At 37.5% G+C, this 19,118-nt stretch carries 19 protein-coding genes; 9 read left to right on the top strand and 10 right to left on the bottom strand.

Annotation, left to right across the window (positions count from 1 at the left end; all coding sequences use genetic code 11):
- Positions 1 to 2: 2 nt before the first annotated feature.
- From HC728_RS14230 to HC728_RS14215, 4 genes are all read left to right on the top strand, one after another.
- Positions 3 to 2,192 carry a DUF1566 domain-containing protein gene (locus tag HC728_RS14230; protein ID WP_065604684.1) on the top strand — a complete coding sequence of 730 codons (2,190 nt, stop codon included), beginning with the start codon at positions 3 to 5 and terminating at the stop codon, positions 2,190 to 2,192.
- Positions 2,193 to 2,219: 27 nt separating this feature from the next.
- Positions 2,220 to 3,116 carry a halovibrin HvnA gene (locus HC728_RS14225; protein ID WP_065604683.1) on the top strand — a complete coding sequence of 299 codons (897 nt, stop codon included), beginning with the start codon at positions 2,220 to 2,222 and terminating at the stop codon, positions 3,114 to 3,116.
- Between the two features lie 356 nt (positions 3,117 to 3,472).
- Positions 3,473 to 3,682, top strand: a complete 210-nt coding sequence (locus HC728_RS14220; RefSeq protein ID WP_005423776.1) for a cold-shock protein — start codon at positions 3,473 to 3,475, stop codon at positions 3,680 to 3,682.
- Positions 3,683 to 3,959: 277 nt separating this feature from the next.
- Positions 3,960 to 4,169, top strand: coding sequence for a hypothetical protein (locus HC728_RS14215; RefSeq protein WP_005423775.1), 210 nt, complete (start codon positions 3,960 to 3,962; stop codon positions 4,167 to 4,169).
- A 35-nt stretch (positions 4,170 to 4,204) separates the two neighbouring features.
- Here HC728_RS14215 and HC728_RS14210 read toward each other — a convergent pair whose 3' ends face one another.
- From HC728_RS14210 to HC728_RS14180, 7 genes are all read right to left on the bottom strand, one after another.
- A complete protein-coding gene (locus HC728_RS14210; RefSeq protein ID WP_190395686.1) occupies positions 4,205 to 4,870 on the bottom strand; it encodes an HAD family hydrolase in 666 nt (221 codons plus the stop codon).
- A gap of 2 nt (positions 4,871 to 4,872) precedes the next feature.
- The gene (locus HC728_RS14205) at positions 4,873 to 5,892 is read right to left on the bottom strand and encodes an ABC transporter ATP-binding protein (protein ID WP_065621541.1); all 1,020 of its coding nucleotides are present in this window, start codon (positions 5,890 to 5,892) and stop codon (positions 4,873 to 4,875) included.
- Positions 5,892 to 6,677: an ABC transporter permease gene (locus HC728_RS14200; protein WP_063648091.1), complete on the bottom strand. Its 786-nt coding sequence runs from the start codon at positions 6,675 to 6,677 to the stop codon at positions 5,892 to 5,894. The genes HC728_RS14205 and HC728_RS14200 overlap by 1 nt, the downstream gene beginning before the upstream one ends.
- Positions 6,664 to 7,551: an ABC transporter permease subunit gene (locus HC728_RS14195; RefSeq protein ID WP_065621540.1), complete on the bottom strand. Its 888-nt coding sequence runs from the start codon at positions 7,549 to 7,551 to the stop codon at positions 6,664 to 6,666. Before HC728_RS14195 ends, HC728_RS14200 begins: the two co-directional genes overlap by 14 nt.
- A complete protein-coding gene (locus tag HC728_RS14190; protein ID WP_065622480.1) occupies positions 7,548 to 8,363 on the bottom strand; it encodes an alkaline phosphatase family protein in 816 nt (271 codons plus the stop codon). The genes HC728_RS14195 and HC728_RS14190 overlap by 4 nt, the downstream gene beginning before the upstream one ends.
- Positions 8,364 to 8,372: 9 nt before the next feature.
- On the bottom strand, positions 8,373 to 9,425 hold the full coding sequence (locus tag HC728_RS14185; RefSeq protein ID WP_065623298.1) for an ABC transporter substrate-binding protein: 1,053 nt from the start codon (positions 9,423 to 9,425) through the stop codon (positions 8,373 to 8,375).
- Positions 9,426 to 9,884: 459 nt separating this feature from the next.
- Positions 9,885 to 10,775, bottom strand: a complete 891-nt coding sequence (locus tag HC728_RS14180; RefSeq protein WP_065622482.1) for a LysR family transcriptional regulator — start codon at positions 10,773 to 10,775, stop codon at positions 9,885 to 9,887.
- Between the two features lie 141 nt (positions 10,776 to 10,916).
- Between HC728_RS14180 and HC728_RS14175 the strand changes: the two genes are divergently transcribed.
- Positions 10,917 to 11,087, top strand: coding sequence for a hypothetical protein (locus tag HC728_RS14175; RefSeq protein WP_005423765.1), 171 nt, complete (start codon positions 10,917 to 10,919; stop codon positions 11,085 to 11,087).
- 29 nt (positions 11,088 to 11,116) lie between these two features.
- Here the strand turns inward: HC728_RS14175 and HC728_RS14170 are convergent, their stop codons facing one another.
- Positions 11,117 to 13,003 carry a methyl-accepting chemotaxis protein gene (locus HC728_RS14170; protein WP_190395685.1) on the bottom strand — a complete coding sequence of 629 codons (1,887 nt, stop codon included), beginning with the start codon at positions 13,001 to 13,003 and terminating at the stop codon, positions 11,117 to 11,119.
- 219 nt (positions 13,004 to 13,222) lie between these two features.
- Between HC728_RS14170 and yddG the strand changes: the two genes are divergently transcribed.
- From yddG to HC728_RS14155, 3 genes are all read left to right on the top strand, one after another.
- A complete protein-coding gene (gene yddG / locus HC728_RS14165) occupies positions 13,223 to 14,110 on the top strand; it encodes an aromatic amino acid DMT transporter YddG (protein WP_065622484.1) in 888 nt (295 codons plus the stop codon).
- A gap of 86 nt (positions 14,111 to 14,196) precedes the next feature.
- Entirely contained in the window at positions 14,197 to 15,285 is a 1,089-nt protein-coding gene (locus HC728_RS14160; protein ID WP_017018961.1) for an AI-2E family transporter, read from the top strand.
- Positions 15,286 to 15,405: 120 nt separating this feature from the next.
- Entirely contained in the window at positions 15,406 to 16,050 is a 645-nt protein-coding gene (locus HC728_RS14155) for an acetyltransferase (RefSeq protein ID WP_190395684.1), read from the top strand.
- Positions 16,051 to 16,081: 31 nt separating this feature from the next.
- Here the strand turns inward: HC728_RS14155 and HC728_RS14150 are convergent, their stop codons facing one another.
- On the bottom strand, positions 16,082 to 16,939 hold the full coding sequence (locus tag HC728_RS14150; RefSeq protein ID WP_017018963.1) for a PA4780 family RIO1-like protein kinase: 858 nt from the start codon (positions 16,937 to 16,939) through the stop codon (positions 16,082 to 16,084).
- Between the two features lie 313 nt (positions 16,940 to 17,252).
- Between HC728_RS14150 and pepE the strand changes: the two genes are divergently transcribed.
- On the top strand, positions 17,253 to 17,990 hold the full coding sequence (gene pepE, locus HC728_RS14145; RefSeq protein ID WP_065597831.1) for a dipeptidase PepE: 738 nt from the start codon (positions 17,253 to 17,255) through the stop codon (positions 17,988 to 17,990).
- Between the two features lie 59 nt (positions 17,991 to 18,049).
- Here pepE and HC728_RS14140 read toward each other — a convergent pair whose 3' ends face one another.
- Complete coding sequence (locus tag HC728_RS14140; RefSeq protein ID WP_190395683.1) at positions 18,050 to 19,114, bottom strand: FAD-dependent oxidoreductase; 1,065 nt, start codon at positions 19,112 to 19,114, stop codon at positions 18,050 to 18,052.
- Between the last annotated feature and the right edge of the window lie 4 nt (positions 19,115 to 19,118).

The following is a 19,118-nucleotide window of genomic DNA, read 5'->3' as shown; positions in this document are numbered from 1 at the left end:
TAATGAAAAAGTCTATTATCGCACTTTTGTTGGCTAATGTATTAAGTCCAGTAGTGATGGCTGCACAACCAATGTTAATCCCTCAAAGTGAAGCGAATAACAGTTGGTTTAATCAAACAAATAATTATCGCTTTAATAATAGTGAACCATTACCGGGTACTGCTGGGATTAACCTCGCAGCAGGCGCTTTTATTATTCAAAATAAGGGTGAATATCAAAGTGTGATGGCATTTGGTAATCCACAGTTTGGGGGGGGAATAGAAGCAGGAAGTACATTAGATGAATTATTAGCGTTTATTAAACCAAGCCAAATGTATGCATCTGGTAATGCTTTTCTGGCTTTAGATCCTGTATTCCACCATGGCGTTGCTTGGGGAAATGGTGTTATTCGTGGCGAAGAAAAAGCGATTGAAAATATCCAGTCTGTTTATCCAGGAACAGAATCATTCATGATAGTAAAAACCGATGGTTCACTTATTGAGTATACTCCGTCGACAGGAACAGAAAACACTATTGATGCAGTTACTTCTTCCAACACAATACGCTCAATTTATCACTCTGGAGGAACTATCGGTGAGCCTATCGCTTGGGTTGCGCTTTTAGAATCAGGAAAGATTAAGGTATGGGGTGACGCCGCCGCTGGTGGGACAATATCTGAGGATGCTAAGAAGGCTTTAAAAAAAGAAGTTGTGCAGTCTATTTATACCACGAAAGATGCGTTTTTAGTTAAAACACAGAGTAATAAATACGTTGCATGGGGGGGAAATAATTCAGAGTCGGGCACTATTCCTAGTGATATTTCTTCGATTTTAAATAGTTCTGGAAGTTCGAGCATACAAGCAACAGAAAAAGCCTTTGCGGTTATTTCTAATTCAACTATCTATGCGTGGGGGGATGATGCTTGTGGAGGAAAGATAAATTCATCAACTTCTGATTTCTTATCAAATATGAAAAGTCCCCAGTTAAGTTCGACTCGATGCAGCTTTATTGCCACGGATGTATCAACTGGAAAACTGGCGCAATGGGGGAATCTACATACCAAAAAAACGTATGGCGAAAATACCCGTTTAGTGACGAGAACATCCAATGAAGGTGCTTTGGTACTTGATAGTGACGGGAATTATATTGATGCGTTACAAAGTGCCGAACTGTCACCTGATGCTTTAAATGCATTTGTTGCTCCTGCTAGTGAAACCATTGCTAGTGGTAATGCATTTGCTGCTGTAAACCACCAAGGCTTGGGGGCAGGAAGTAATATTTTAAACAGTTGGGCTAATGGCGCTAATGTTGATGATATTACGTTGACTTGCGATGGCATGCCTATTGATTTGTATTCCACGCAAGCCCCTGATAACAGCGTGTCTTATTTTCTTGCATACCATCCTAGTTGTGGTGATGAAGTAACAACCTGGAAGACAGGGGAAGAGAGCTTACCTTCGGTATCGTCGTTACGAATAACCCCTGATGTGCCCGTTATAGGCGAGAAATTAAAAGGTGATTATCTTTATGTTGCTGCTGATTCTGGCGCAGAAGAAAAAAACAGTTTGCGCACGTGGACTGTGGTGGAAACTCACGAAGAATTATATCGAGATAAAGGAACAGAGCATTTCTCTTCTACTTTCAATTTAAAAAATGATGCCTCTCTTGTTGGCCAGCACATTGAGTTCTGTGTTGTCCCTAAAAGTACAGGGCAAATTGAAGGAAATCAAAGTTGTATAACGTCATTAGCTATCACTGAAGATGATGATAAATATACACCTACTTGCTCAAACGATGGTGGAATAGTGACGTTATCAAGCGGTGCTAAAGTTTCTTGTCCAGTCAATGTTGAGCAATTAGATCAGGTTGGTTCTTATCATAATTATGATGGGTACAACAATGAAAACGGCTATAAATATCCTAAATATCATCCAGACACAGCAAAGCAATTTTGTGAAGGTTTACGTATTGGTGGAAGTTCATCATGGACATTACCAACGATATGGGACTTAAAAACATTGCAGAATGAATATGGTGATATGGGGGTATATCAATGGCCAACCAATACATATTACTGGTCGTCTACCGTATCAGGGTCGGGTTCTGATCCCGATGCTCATTTCTGGCTTGATTTGAGTAATGGTAATAGTGATGACGGTTATGACACGTATACCGATTACGTAACGTGTATTGACCGCAGTGATGTGCATTAATTAAAACTTAAATATATGGAATATATTATGAAATTTATAAAATTGATCAGTTGGTTTGTTCTACCTCTTAGTTTGTCTGTGCTGGCAAATGATGATGCAGCAGTAAGTCGTAGTGGGAATAGTGTTATTACACAACAGCAAGGTAGTTCATTAGTCGATGCATTAAAGAAGGATTACAATGATACTTCGCAAGATTGTAATGGTTCTCCTGCGTTTTTGTGTTCGGGGATTACTTTCCGTGGTAATAAGCCTGGTAATTATCACGTTTGGAATCCAAGTCCAAATGCAATTAATAGTGGAGGCGTATCCTTTTCTTATCTTCGTAAAGATTCTAAATACTCGAAACTAGCTTATGGTTATGATAGTGGCTATATCATTTATCAAATTTTTGGCGGTCCAAAAGACAAAATTGATTTAGATTACTTATGTTTTTACCCTATTGATGCTGCCACGAATACTCGATCGAAAAACGGATGTGGAACATATCCAGGTGTTTCTGGTAGTCAGTCTTGTGATGAACAAGGTATCTATACCGCAAGTGCATGGAAAAACCATTATTCTAATGGAAATAATAGTCATACTCATCAATGTTCATTTAACTTAAGAGAGGATGCATCTTCTGATACAACACAGAATTTTGCTGAAGGTATCAAATCAATGGCTAAAATCTCTACTGAATCTTTTGGAACTCAGAACGAATTAAGATTGGCTGTATGGGATCAAAATATTGGAGATATTTTACCTATTCAAACTTTCTTTTATACGGCAGACTCGGGTTCTCATGGAAGAAATGAAGCTCAAAGTTATCAAAAAGATTTTTATCAAACTACGGGGATTGCAATTCCTGTGATTAAACTGACATTGCCTAATTATTCAAGCCAAGATGTTCAATTTACATTTGATAGGAATGATCAGGCAATTTAATTTGTCATTTAAAAGTTATTGATTATAAAGTAAAAAGTCGCTATTTCTGATGGCGGCTTTTTGTATTTATATAGGAATTAAATTAAGAAAATATTGCTGTTTATGTCGTGGTTTTTTTACAGTTTTTTTAAAAATATTAGAAAAGTCTTTACAACGATCAGTAATCAAGTACTATTGTTCTCGCTCTGTTGCTCAGAGTTGTTAGTGAACATCAAGTAAAAGTAAGCCCTCAGAATTTCTTCGTAAGTGTTGTTATCCTCAGTGTCTCCCTTAGCTTTATCGCCACATTTAATAATTCAAGCTCAAGCACATCGCATATGCGATTTTTATGAATTTTTACTAAGAAGGGACATAATATGTCTAAAACAACTGGTATCGTTAAATGGTTTAACGAAGAAAAAGGTTTCGGTTTCATCACTCAAGATAACGGCGGCGCTGACGTATTCGTACATTTCCGTGCTATCGCTTCAGAAGGTTTCAAAACTCTTGCTGAAGGCCAAAAAGTTTCTTTTGAAGTTGAGCAAGGCCAAAAAGGCCCTCAAGCTGCTAACGTTGTAGCGCTTTAATTTCAAATAAGTTGCGCAGGTGGTGTTTACGCCATTTGCGCTACTTTATAATGCACAATTAATACTTAAATTAGCTCTACTTGTAAGATTGCAACATTTCAAACACCTGCTCCTGTTTCGTACTTGCCATAAATCTCTCAGTAACATCTACTTCATTAGTTTTAATCCATCATTTTTCTCTAACATACTAAAATTACACAATTTTAATTGAATTTTATTTAACTAACTAATTGATAAATAAAATTTAAAGTAACTCTTAAAAAAACAAAGGTATTTAATGAACGTAAATTTCACAATTTTTAAAAACAATGTGTCGTGGGACGCAGTAGTTCATCAATTAAACAGCGATGTATTACTACGTAATCTTTTAATGAAAGGACAACTTGATTCGCTTGATGTTGATTTCTCATACAGTGAAGAGACAGGTGAAGGCAGTATTACCAATAGCCATAATCAAACTATTGGTAATTTTATGGTTTCGTTTTAAACCAGTTATCACGAAATTTAAGGATAATTTCTGATTTATTGGCTTCCCCAAGCAAGTATCGGCCAATTTTTCTTTTTTGAATATACTGCTAATTGTTCACAAGGATTTACCAAGTACGTATGATCTGCGTACAAACATAATGGTAAATCGTTGATTGAATCAGTATAAAAATGAAGAGCAGAATAGGTTTTATCTCCTCCATTTAACCATTCTGTTAGTCGAGATACCTTGCCTTCTCTGTAACTTGGAACACCAAGTATGTGTCTTGTATAACAGCCATTTTTTTCTTTTAAATCAATTCCAATTGCATGTTCTATACCTATGTTCTTGGCTACGATTTTTACAAGAAAACTGACAGAAGCTGAAATAACAATCATATCTACATTATCTGCTTTTAGCTGGTTAATGAGTATTTTCGCTTCTGGGAATAAAAGAGGAAGTATGTGTTGTTTAACGCACTCTTCAACGAGTACTTCTACTTGATTTGTTGGTATGTTTTTTAGTGGGAACATGGCAAAGGTAAGATAATCTTCCATGTCCATTAAACCTCGTGAATACAGCGTCATTAAGCGTTTGTCTTCTTCTAAAAAATCAGGTGTTGTGACAATGCCTTTATCAACTAAAAATTCATTCCAAATCATGGCGCAATCACCATTAATCAAGGTCTCATCAAGATCAAATATATAAAGTGGGTGTGTCATGTTTAGGCTCTCACTGGCTGAATTTCGTTAAGATTAAAAAGTAACTCTAGTTTACTTCCCGCTGCTAATAGTCTTTCTGATGAACGATTAAGTAAATCAACGGTTAAGTCGCAATCATTAACATCCACTTGATAGCGAATGACATTACCAAGCAGTTGATGATTTTTGATAATCCCTTGTTTTGGTGAAGAAATATGTTCAGCATAGTGCCTGCCTTCTTCTTTTACATAAATCGATTCAGGGCGTATAGCGACTTTCCATTCGGTTTCAATATCAAATAATTGTTTGGCTTTTGGTGCATCAACCAAATTGTAATGTCCCATGAAGCTTGCCACAAATTCATTTGCAGGTTGAGTATAAATCTCTTCGGGTGATCCTTGCTGAACAATTTCACCTTGATTCATTAAGAAGATGCGATCTGACATGATCATCGCTTCTTCTTGATCATGAGTAACAAAGATCGTAGTTAAGTTTAGTTCTTTTTGAATATCACGGATTTGTTGACGGAGACGCTTTCTTATTTTGGCATCAAGTGCAGATAAAGGCTCATCAAGTAATAAGATCCTCGGTTTTACAACCAGAGCTCTAGCGAGCGCTACTCGTTGACGTTGCCCACCTGAAAGTTGATGAGGGTAGCGATCTTCTTTACCGTTTAAATCAACTAATTCAATAACTTTATAGACTTCTTTTTCAATCGTATTTGCGTCTATCTTTTTCATTTTTAAACCAAAAGCGATGTTTTCTTTTACGGTCATGTTTGGAAAAAGCGCATAAGATTGAAATACCATGCCAATACCACGCTGTTGTGGTGTTTGTCCTGTTATGTTTTCGCCATTAACCCAAATCTCCCCATTATTGATAGGATCTAATCCTGTTAGGCTACGAAGTAGGGTTGATTTACCGCATCCGCTTGGACCTAGCAAAGTAATAAACTCGCCTTTCTCTATATTAAAATTTACGTTTTCAAAAACCGTATTGTCACCAAAACGTTTTGTTAATTGACTTACGTTTACATAGCTCATTATTTAATACCTCGGTTAAAGCGACTTGCTAACCAAGTCAGTAAAAAGATAAACAAGAAATAGGTCATCACTAATGCAGACGTGAAGTGCCCACTGGTTTGACGCATGTTGTAGAGATAGATTTGTAAGGTTTCATAGCGTGTGCCAACTAAGATATTAGCGAATACAAATTCACCTAGTAAAAAAGAGAAAGAGAGAAAAAGTGAGGCCATTAGTCCTTTACGTAAATTAGGAAGAATGATCAAGAGAAATGCTCTTGTTGTACTGGCCCCTAATAAATGAGCTGCATCCATAAGATCTTGTAAATTAATGGATTCAAAGCTATTTGCGATAGCACGGTACATAAATGGAAGTGCAATGGTAAAGTAGGTTCCAATTAATATCCAAGGCGTTCCCACTAAAGGGATACTGCTATCTGCATAGATTTGCAATAATCCAACAGAGGAGACCACAGGTGGTACTGCAAAAGGCAATAAGATCAGAATATTCATTACTTTGTCGAGTTTTGGAAAGTAATAAAACACAACAAAAATAGCAGGGACAATTAAGACAACACTTAGCGTTAATGCAGAAATGCCAATAAATAATGAGCGTCCAAAAGCGGCTAAAAATCGCTCATCTGTTAAGAGTTGACCATACCATTGTAGAGAAAATCCATCGGGTAAAATGGTGGCTCCCCAACGAGATGAAATCGAATAAATAAAAGTAGCGATGATGGGGATCATCATTAATCCGACAATAGAGTAAACCACCGATTTATGAAATGCGGTATTAGCGTTTTGCATGATAACTCCTAGCGATAAGCCACTGATTAACTATGGTAATAAAAGCCAGAATGGCCATTAATATAACGGAAATAGCGGCCGCTAAATTTGGTTCTAGGAATAAATCACCAGAAACGAGACTAGCGATACGTACAGTAATTACGTTGTAGTTACCATTGGTTAAGGCATATACACTCGCATAAGCCCCTATGGCGTTGGCGATAAGAATAATGAATGTACCTAGTAGCGCAGGGAAGAGTACTGGCAGCGCTATTTTGGTCCAGTACTGCCATGTTTTAGCGCCAAGTAATGCTGATGCCGCTTGCCAATCATCACTTAATGCATCAAAAGCGGGATAAAGTAATAACACGGCAAGTGGGATCTGAAAGTAGATGTATAGAGAAAGCAATCCCCATTTCCCATAGAGATTAAAATCATCAATTAATCCATATTGTTTAAGCAATAGGGTAAATGCCCCATTGACACCAAGAATTATAATGAAAGCAAACGCTAATGTTACACCTGAAAAGTTACTGCTCATGTTAGTGAAAGCAATAACGCCATCACGTAGCTTACTATCAATGCGACGAAGTGACGAAACCAAGAGTGTCGCAATCATTAAGCCTATTAAGCTGGACCATATCGATAACCATAGACTGTTACTAAACCCTTGTAGCATAAAGCTAGAATCGAATATTTCTTGGTAGTTTTCAAATGAGTATTCATCTTCATAAATGAAACTATTGATGAATACCCAAATCATTGGCGCTAATTGAAAGAGATAAAAAAACAGTGCTAATGGAGCAATCCAAATTGCTGGTTTCATTTTCTTTATCCAAGCAATAATCGATTTATTTGATGCGTTGCTTGGGTGAGTGACTGCAGAACTACTCATAATACTAATAATTCCTGAGGATAAGTTTTGTTGTGTTTAAGGCTTAATAATTGACATAACACACCGCAAATATCCGTTTGCTTAATCTGGATGTTATCGGATGCTTGGTGAGTAAAGCGCTCTCCAATAACAAATAAGGGGACGTCACGCTCTTCTGGTAGGTTTCCACCATGTGATAGATCGTTATTCATACCATGATCGCTGGTAATAAGGACTTGATAGCCGTCGTTTAGCCAGTTATCAATGTAGTTAGATAAAATAATGTCAGCAGTGCGGGCACTATTTCGATATTGACGAGAATCCAGACCAAATTTATGTCCAATATCATCAATGTTCATTGGGTGGATTAATAAAAAATCCGGTTGGTGCGTACGGCGCAGGTGCTCAGCATCAAGAAATAACGCTTCATCAGGATAGTGGTCCCAATGATAGAAACAACCATGCTGAATGTTGAGTTGCTTGTTGTTGGTAAAGCGATCACGTGTCGCATGATAAGGAGCGATATTATAGAGTTCACTAACCCAATGATAAGCAGCGGCTGCCGTTGTTTTACCTTGGCTTGTCGCTAAACTGAATATGGAATCTTGGTTAGATAATCGCACAATTTCATTGTTTACAATGCCACTATTTACAGGAGATATACCCGTTAATAAACACTCATATAATGGGCGAGACATTGAAGGTAATTCGGATTGAATTTTATATAGCGTTGCTCTTTGATGCTCAATTAACCCTGTTAAGTAGCCCATACAATCATGAGCTACTTGGTAATTAAGGCCATCGAGAACAACAAGAATAGTCTTACTGCTCATGGAGTTCTCTTACTGCTGGTTAATTAATACGTTTTCTTGCCATTGGCGAGGTAATTTACGCGCGGATTTTTCCCATGCTTTAAAATCACTTACAGGTTGAACATTGGTGTATTGATCGTTAGGAATTAACTTATCTTGGATTGATTGTGGCAACACAACATCACTACGAATAGGGCGGGCGTAACCTTCTGCTAGGTTAATCTGTCCTTGATCACTGAAGATGTATTCACGTGCTAATTTTGCCGAATTTGGGTTTTTAGCAAATTTATTTATGATAGTGGTGTATCCAGAAATAACAGAGCCATCCTGAGGAATATTAACACTAAAGCGATCTCGTCCTAATTTGTCACGATAATTTAAAGCATTAAAGTCCCACAGTAGCGCAACCTCGACTTCCCCTTTTTCTAGATTAGCTAAACCTGGGTCGGTATAAGATAAGCGACCTTGCTTGGCTAACTCTGCAAAGAATTTAATCGCAGGTTTTAGATTGCTTTCATCTCCACCTTTTGCAAAAGCGGCAGCTAATACAGCGTTATTTGCTTGTGCTGCCACACCAACATCACCAACGCTGACTTTGTAATTTCCTTCTAATAAATCGTCCCAAGATGTCGGTGGATTTTTTACTAACTTATTATTTGAGATGAAAGAGATTGTGCCTGTATAAGCAAGTGCCCAGTGACCGTCTTTATCTTTAGCCCAATCAGGGATTGAATCCCAAGTGGTTGGTTTATAGGCTTGTGTAACGCCTTTTTTTACTGCAACTCGTGCAAAAGCAAAACCGACATCACCGATATCAGCGGTAGCGTTGTTCTTCTCTGCTGCAAATTTCGCAATTTCTTGAGCTGAACTCATGTCCGTATCTTGATGCTTTAGGCTATACAGTTTATTTAAATCGTTCCATGTATCTTTCCAGTTTGCCCAGCTTCCCGGCATACCAACGCTGTATACTTGCCCTTCTTTTTTGGCAGCATTGACAAGAGATTGAATGTTGGCTTCTTTTGCCATTAATGGCGTTGATAAAGTAGTAACGAGTAATGTCGCACTGGTTAGCAATGTTTTCATTTGTCTCTATCCTTTTGGACTACATCAATAATTTGATTGTCATCCTAGAGAGTCTTTATGACGATTTTGAGGCGATTTTCTGACAGTTTTAGTGAATTTTCATGTCATTAATGTTTCACTGTGGTGTGAAAGAAAAATTGTGTTTTTGTATTAAGAATGGGTGGATGTGGTATTAAGATCATATAAATAAAGTAAAAACACGCGGTACGTTTAAATATTCGTGATCTTGATCCTCGCAATGTGAGCAACTCTTCGATAGATTCAAAGGGTAAGGAAATTCATGAAGTTGCTCATTGACGAGTAAATGAATGTTAGAAGGAAGTCTCTTATGAAAAGAACAAGAAAAGCCCAATTGCAACGTGCGCGAATTCAATACTGGAAAGACACTGCAAAAGATGTGGCTAAAAAGTGGTAAAAAATAAAACTCCTGATAATCAGGAGTTTTTTGGTTTTAGGGCTTTAAGAAAGTAATACTTGTTTGATTCTCTCTATTAACGTTTGATAGCGTTTTGGTAAGTCTCTGTTTCGTTTGTGAACTAAAAACAGACGTTCCATAACCAATTGGGTTGGCTCGTGAATATACAGCTCTTGTTTATCGGGGAAGGCGTCGATGGCACTTTGTGGCAATACAGTAAAGCCAATACCTTGAGCAACAGGCAATAAAATTTGGCTTAATTGATTGATGTAACTGGCCACTGGAAACTCATTTGCATTACCACTTTCTAATTCGTGATCCTTACAGTTATCAAAATACAGTGATAAATAGTGCTCTGCATCCGGGTGTTTTATTAACCCGCATTGCATTAAGGTTTCAAGAGTGATGGGGGTGTTTTGATAATGTTTTGGTAATACTAGGCAAAGAGGCTCTTCAGTTAGTTCTTCACTACTAAATAAGCTTGGTGTTGGGTTATGAGTAACAATACCAATATCAATGGATCCACGTTGAATATCGTCCAAAATCTTATGATTTGGTGCAGCCTCTAGAGAGGTCGTCAGATTTGGATGTGCTTTTTGTAAGTTGATGCATTCAGGATAAAGAGATAGCGCTAATGCACCTGAGCAAGATAACTTACATAGTCCTTTATATGGGTCATCAAAACTTAATGCTTCAATGAGTTGGGCTTCATTTTGCTTTTGTCTATTGGCATATTCATAAACAAGACGGCCTTGTTCAGTAAGTTCGACACTTTTCCCCTCACGTTTTAATAAGTCATAATCACAAGCTTGTTCTAATTTTTTTATGTGTTGACTGACACCCGGTTGTGTCATAAAAAGCTTTTCTGCCGTTTGAGTAAAATGCCCGACATTAACTAAAGTGCAAAAGGTATTAAGCCATAAAGGGTTAAGCATAAATCACCATGTCATTAGTGTATTGTTGATTATCAATATAACAAAATATTATGATGATAAACATAACTGATAAATTTATGTTTTTATCCGAGTAATGTATTTAGATAAATATGATATTAAAACGTTTAATGAGGAATTAAAGTGGATTGTCCTAGTTGTGAAGAACATATTGGTTGGGATTGGGTTGAAGATGAAGAGATTGAACCGAATGAAGTGTTTGAATGCCCTGAGTGTGAAGAGTCACTGCGTTATTTTATTGATGAAGGCACTTATTTAGGTCCTCAGCATAAAACAGTTGAAGTGGTGAGCTAACTCACCACTTTTATTATATTGCTGTCAGTTTACGATAGTTTAAATGTTGCCACTTTTTCACTTAATTCAATAGCTTGTTCTTTAAGATCATGTGATTGAGTTAAACTGTCTTCAGAATCTATTACTAACTGATCAGTAACGTCTTTGATTGATGTTACGTTCTGAGTTATCTCACCAGTAACGTGAGTTTGTTCTTCTGCAGCTGTTGCAATTTGAGTTGCCATATCACTGATCAGTGTTACTGAAGCACTGATTTCTTCAAGTGCTAATGCTGCGCGATCTGCATCTTCAACTGAATGACCAGCTAACGAAGAACTGCTTTGCATTAAGCTTACTGCTCGGCTAGTGGTTTGCTGTAGGATATCAATAGTTGATTTTATCTCTTCTGTTGAAGTATGTGTACGTTGTGATAGTACACGAACTTCATCAGCCACGACTGCAAATCCACGTCCTTGCTCTCCGGCACGAGCAGCTTCGATTGCCGCATTTAGTGCTAACAGGTTAGTTTGTTCTGCAATGCCTTGTATGGTAGCTAAAACGGTATTTATCTCTTGTGAATGCTGCTGTAATTCACTAATTACATTACTTGCTTCAGCAACTTCATTGGCAAGATTATTAATTGATGCTTTGGTTTCTACAACTAATGAATGGCCTTTTTCAGTGCTTGTTGATGAGTTTTGAGCGGCTTCAGCTGTTTGTTCTGCATGTGATGCGATTTCACGAGTTGCAGAGGCCATTTCGGTTACAGCGGTTGCAACCATTGTGATTTCTTGTTGCTGTAGATTAAGTTCTTTTACTGAGTTGTTTGCACGGTTAGTGCTTTGCTCTGAACCATCAGTAAGCTGTTGTGATTGATGGCGTATATGTTGAATAAGCTGTTGTAAACTCTCTACAAATGTATTGAAGTTATTTGCTAATTGTCCAACTTCATCGTTGTTTTCAACATGAATACGTTGCGTTAAATCACCACTACCATTAGCGATTTGAGCTAAGGCTTGAGAGACATTATTTAATGGGCGGAACAGTATCGTACAAAGCAAATTGAAAAGTACGGCACAGATAAGAACAACAAAAACCGTTACTAATATTTGACCTGAAATTGCATCAAATAATGGCGCAACTAATGAGTCATAATTAATAACACTAACGGTAATTAAGCTTGTTCCATCAATTCTTTTAGCATAAATAATGAATTCGTCATTATTGATTTCAATGGTTATATCTCTATTGGTATTGGCTGCTTGCTCAATTGTTGCGAAGGTTAAACCGACTTCTGATACCGATTTATTTAGAAGGTTAGTATCAGGGTGGGTAAAAATGTTCCCTTTATCATTAGCGATAAACATGAAACCGTCACCAGGGAAAATAACTTTTTCCATGCTGTTTAAAATATCGGTAATTTCTACATCAGCACCTAATACCACTTGTTGCCCATGTAAATTTAACGCTTTTCCTAAAGAAACAACATTTGCCCCAGTTGCAGCAGCAACGGTTGGGTTGTCCATAAAGACTTTGGAAGGAGCGGCAACAGCGTTTGTGTACCATCCCCATTTTCTTGGGTCATTATTATCTGGAGGTAATATGACATCGTTAGCGTTTACTTGAGAACCGTCTGGGTAGGCGAGAAAAATATTATCAAATTTACCAGAGTCACGAATTTGTTTTAGATGGACAACGATAGCGTCGTTTTTGGCTTCCGCAGGCAATGAGGTTAAGGAGCGTTCTTTAGAGGTAATCCAGTCTGTTACGTATTGATTATATGAAGCGGTGGTGCTTTCTAATCGTTGTTCAACTTCCGTATCTAAGCGATCTAATGAGGCTTTGAAAGAAAGAGCTTCAACCAATACTCCCCCGAGTATAATTGCAGCACTTGCGGAGATCGCAAGCTTGTTTTTAAGCGATAAATTTTTAAACATAATAGTCCATCATCTTTTTTTATTAGTGAATAGTTTGTGCTTTGTCTTAATAATTTTAAGCTTCAAAATAAATGATGACATAAAAATTCTATTGAAGATAATAATGGTTTAAAAATAATTATCTGTTTTTTTCTATTGATGTTTTTGTTAATAAAAATCGATTGAAAATGATAAAGTGTCTCTATGTTATCTGAGACCTTGTAATTAGGAACAAAAAAAGTGAATTCATCATATAAATATACTGTAGCGGGTTGTTCAGCTATTTTGTTGTGGAGCTTAATTGTTGGGCTTATTCGTAATGTAAGTGAACAACTTGGCCCGATAGGTGGGGCTGCTATGATTTATAGCGTGGGTTCGTTGTTTTTAATTTTTACTGTAGGTTTACCTAAATTAAAATTGTTTTCACCTCGTTATTTGCTCATTGGTGGTGGCTTATTTGTTTGCTATGAAATGTGTTTATCTTTAGCGTTAGGTATGGCAAACAGTCGTAACCAAGCGGTTGAGATGAGTATTATCAATTATTTATGGCCATCGTTAACGGTGTTGTTTGCTGTGCTTGCGAGTAAAAAACCAGTAAGCAAAGTCATTTATCCTGCTATTTTACTGTCTTTTTTTGGTGTCGCGTGGACACTAAGTGGCGATCAGGGCTTATCTATATCTCAATTAATGAACAACGCGGCAAGTAATCCGGTTAGTTATTCTTTGGCATTTACTGGCGCATTTCTTTGGGCAATTTATTGCAATATTACGAAAAAATTAGCAAATGGTAAGAATGCAATTACGTGGTTTTTTATTGCAACCGCACTTTCATTATGGTGCAAATACGCGATAAGTGATGAAGGCTCGATTGTGATGACCAGTGAGGCCGCAATCGATCTATTGCTGGCTGGTATTGTAATGGGAAGTGGTTATGCCTTATGGAATATCGGTATTATTGGTGGCAACATGGTATTACTTGCGACTTTCTCATATTTTACTCCTATATTTTCAACTTTCTTTTCTGCTTGGATTTTAGACATTGAGTTAACAATTCAATTTTGGCAAGGGGTTATAATGGTGACAATCGCATCATTGATCTGTTGGTGGTTTACAAGAGAAAAAAGCTAACTTTAGCTGAGTAATACACTATACATATAAGTAATACTGACCCGAATTTACCTTGGGTTATCCCTTTTAAGTAACAAGGAATGTTTATGAAACTTGATCATAATTTCTCTAACCAAGCGATTGATGCATTTATTAAAATTAGTGCTTTGTCTGTGCTTGTTTTATGGTGTTTTTCTATTTTAAAACCATTTCTATTATTGATGGTATGGGGCGGAATTATTGCAACGGCCTTGTATCCGATTGTTGCCTTCTTTAGTAAAAAGACAGCATTAAGCGAAAGTAAAGTGAGTATCATTTTAACGGTTATTGGAGTGCTGTTATTACTGATCCCGCTTATTGCACTTTCTACCGGTATTTATACCAGTGGTACCGAGCTCTTTTTAGGTTATCAAGATGGCAGTATCGCTATACCTAAGCCAAAAGAACGTATGCAAGATTGGCCTATTATTGGTCATGAAGCTTATTCATTTATGTCTTTAGCATCATCGAACCTAGAAAGCTTACTTTTTAAATACAGCGCAGAAGTGAAAGTGGTAGCAGCAAAAGCGGCGTCACTCGTTGGTTCACTTGGTGGTGGTTTTATTCAGTTTATTGTCTCTACAATTATAGCTGGCGTGTTTATGGCCAATGCGACTAAATGTGAACGTGCCTTTATTTTGATTACTAATCGACTAACCGGTAAACATGGTGAAGAGTTAATTAAGCTCTCTAAAGTAACCATAAGAAGTGTTGTTCAAGGGGTTATTGGGGTTGCAGTAATACAAGCTACAATGGCAGGCTTAGGAATGGCAGCGGTTGGTATTTCTGTGTCAGTTCTTGGGTTATGGGTATTTCTTGTTCTTGTTTTTGCCATTATCCAGCTTCCGCCGATTTTGATTCTTCTGCCTATCATTTTTTATGTTTTTAGTGTTGATACTACGACTACTGGCGTATTGTTTGCTATTTGGTGCGTTTTGGTAAGCAGTAGTGACGCAATTTTGAAACCTATATTGTTAAGTCGTGGCTCTCATATTCCTATTATTGTGATTTTGTTAGGGGCATTAGGGGGAATGGCAATGTCTGGGATTGTGGGGTTATTTGTTGGTGCCGTTGTACTGAGTCTTACCTATCAGATGTTTACTGTATGGTTAAAGAATGAAGCCGAAGAAACTCAAAATGCAAAAGACAATCGATAGAGTTAGTTAAAGATATTAATGGGATTGTATTTAATTAAACTTGAATGATTTTTATCATATAGAGAACGATTACTTCTTGATATAGTCATAGTTAATAGATGGATTTTGAAGGAGTAGCTAATGGCCCATATTGTTGTATTACATGGTTTGTATATGCATGGTCTTGTGATGAAACCATTAGCTTCTCGCTTAAGACGTAAAGGTCATACTATTCAAGTGATCAGCTATAATTCTGTGCGAATTAATGAAGCATTACTTTTTAAACGGATCCGTAATTGTTTATCTGAAACTGAAAAAAATGTCATCGTAGGCCATAGCCTAGGCGGTATCCTCGCAGTCCATTTTGTCAATTCACATAATGATAAACATACCCCTATCGATTCTATCGTTACTATTGGTTCCCCACTTCAAGGTTCTTCGATTGCGAAAGAAATACAAAGTAGAAAATTTGGGTTTATTTTAGGGAATTCAAAAGAACAAGGCCTTGTCGATGTAAACCAATTAACCGTAGATTGCCCGATAGGATCGATTGCTGGAACTATGTCTATTGGTATTCGTTCTTCGATTATTCGCGATAAAGTGCCTTCTGACGGTACAGTTACAGTAGAAGAAACGCTATTGCCTGAACTTAAAGATCATCTGTGTCTAAATTATTCACATACCAGTTTAATATATGCGAAACAAACTGTTGAGCAAATTGATCACTTTATTCATCATCATGAATTTAAGAAAGTGGTCGAAGAAAGAGAAAGCGTGGAGTGTTAGCAGATAATCCATTATCTGCAATTTGAAAGGGTTAATCGATATCTTGATCTTCAAGTTGTCGCTCTTTACGTAAACGAGCTTCTTCCATTACGGCATTGATTTCAGCCATTAAGCCATCGACATCGGCATCTTTGCCATCATCAATAAACACGCCTGTTAGCTTTGTGTTTGGTGTTAATTCACCACTTTCATACAATGCCCACATTTCTTTTGCGTATTCAGAACCAAGTAGTTCAGGGGCGTATTGACCATAATAGGTGGTCATGTTGTTTACATCACGCTCAAGCATCCATTTGGCATTATTGTTTGCTGAGGCATCAACGGCTTGTGGTAGGTCGATGATGACAGGACCAAGGTGATCGACTAATACATTAAACTCAGACAAGTCACCATGCACAATACCTGCACACAGCATACGAGTGACGTATTGGATCATTAAGTCATGATCACGTATCGCTTGCTCTTTGGTTAAGGTCACGTCATTTAAGCGAGGTGCTACAGATCCTTCGTCATCAGTGACCAGCTCCATTAATAATACGCCATCAAAACAACCATAGGGAGTAGGGACTCGAACACCTGCTTCTGATAGTTTGTATAATGCATCGATTTCAGCACTTTGCCATACTTTTTCTTGCTCATCACGGCCAAATTTAGAGCCTTTTTCCATCGCACGAGCTCTGCGGCTGTTTTTTACTTTTCGACCTTCACGGTAGGCGACAGCTTGTTTAAAACTGCGCTGTTCAATCTCTTTGTATACTTTTGCACATTGAATATTATCGCCGCTACGAACAATGTAGACCGAGGCTTCTTTGCCGCTCATTAATTGGGTTAGAACTTCATCTATCAAACCATCTTCAACTAATGGCAGTAATCTATTTGGTATTTTCATTGCACCTCAAGGAGTTTAATAAACGTCGAATATACAGACGTCATTGTAGACCAAGTAATCATTTAACGCGCATTATGCCTGTATTCGGGCTGCTCACAAGTTAAGTTTTCTTGAAACACTTATTTTTGTCTTACTTCTGCCAAAATAAAATTATATGTTAAGTCATTGAGTTAATCATTGTTAGGTGAGATCTAACACAAGTTTTAGCCTTATTTTTTCTGTTATGGTTTTTGCTCTCTCTTGGATCGCTATGCTTATTTTTATAAAAGTAAACATTTGTGGCGATATTAAATAGACATAAGGCTGTAAGAAGATGGATATTTTATTATTAAGTAACGGTAAAATTGCGGGCAATAACCATGTAATGGAGTTCGCAAGTGACGCGATTATTGAACAGATTCAACGTACAAAAGCGAAGAATTTAGTTCTTATTCCTTATGCTGTTATTCGCTCAAGTCATGATGATCGTGTTGCCTTGGTACAACAAACATTTGATCATCTTGGATTAGATTGCAAAGTAACAGGATTGCATCGTTCAGAAGACCCTGTAAAGACCATTCAAGAAGCGGATGGAATTTTGGTTAGCGGTGGCAATACTTGGGTATTAAATAAAACACTGCATGATTTAGGTTTGATTGGTCCTATTCGTAAAGCTGTACTTGATAATGGCGTTCCATATATCGGCTGGAGTGCAGGCACAAATATTGGTTGCCCAACGATTCGTACAACGAACGATATGCCTATCATTACTGGCGCTATTCTGCCTTCATTAAATTTAGTACCATTCCAAATTAACCCTCATTATTTAGAAGCATCCGTTGAAGGGCATTTTGGTGAAACTCGTGATGAGCGTATTCAAGAGTTTTTGGAAGTGAACAAGCATGAGCCTGTCGTTGGTATTCCTGAAGGTACATGGCTGCACATTCTTGATGGTAAGTTGAGCTATCACACAGCCAATGAAAAGCCATTAAAACTATTCAGTCATGGAAAAGAGCCTGTGTATTACGGCGCTGGAGATGATATTCAATTCTTAATGGCTCACAGCTGTTAAGTTGTTCTAAGAATACATTAAGGCCAAGTCTATTCATGACTTGGCCTTTTGTTTTAATCTCAATCGAGAATGTTAATAACCGCATCGGCGGCTTCTAGTGCACCTTCTAAATAACCACCATTTTCCTCTGCTGATTCTGTTCCTGCAAAGTGCCAATGTAATTGACGTAACTCTCTTGCAGCCGTTGGTAGACCATAAGAAGGGTGACTTCTTAGAGTTTGGTAATCTGCTTGTGTTGCCGTATTAGCTTCTTGGCTCCAATCTAATAATTTAACATCAGTAGGGAAAGCGGCTTGCTCTCCAAAAATCCGACTTAATTGCTCTATTGCCGCTTGTTTAATACGAGCTTTGCCTGCTTTTATACGTGTTGACGCATCGACTCCTACAAAACCGAATAAAGCACCTGAGCCCTCAAATGTACTGGCATCATGAATTTCAATTAACGGACCAATATGGCTGCTTGCTGAGCCTGATAATCCATTTTTTCGCCAGAAAGGCGTGTCATATTCTGCAAAGAATTTTGCTTGACCTGCCATCCATGTCGGCGTTGAAGCAAAGTGTTTTTTTACATCTGTAGGTAAGCTAGGATTAAACGTAATACGCTCAGATAAAAGACGTAAAGGCATAGCAAAAATGACATGCTTTGTTTCGATAATTTGCTTTTTGTTATTTTGATCAACAGTGATATCTGAATAACCATTTTGTTTGTAATTAACGTGAGTGACCGTGCTATCTAATCGAATGCGGCTAGCAGGAAGTAAATTAAATAGCGTCTCAACAAGGGATTGCATTCCATCAGCAATTCTCATTGATACTGGAGATTGTTCAAACCCTGATTCGTATCTGATAGGTGCGCTGTTAGGTTGATTTTCTAGTAAATAGGCTCCTTGAGAATATTGTGGGAAAATAGGTAATTCTAAATCATCAATAAGTTGTGTGATGCGTGGATGCATTTGTGGCCAAAACCAAGATGGCCCCATATCCATGTTATCTAATGATAAAATTCGGCCACCAATACGCTTACGTGATTCAATTACTTGATATTTTTTACCCATTTTTTCAAGTTGATAAGCTAGGTATAAGCCGCTTAAACCCGAACCAATAATTAGATAGTCTGTTTTCATATTA

Source organism: Aliivibrio sp. S10_S31 (genome assembly GCF_014694495.1).
GTDB classification, from domain to species: Bacteria; Pseudomonadota; Gammaproteobacteria; order Enterobacterales; family Vibrionaceae; genus Aliivibrio; species Aliivibrio fischeri.
This window is presented reverse-complemented; position numbering and strand designations above follow the sequence as displayed.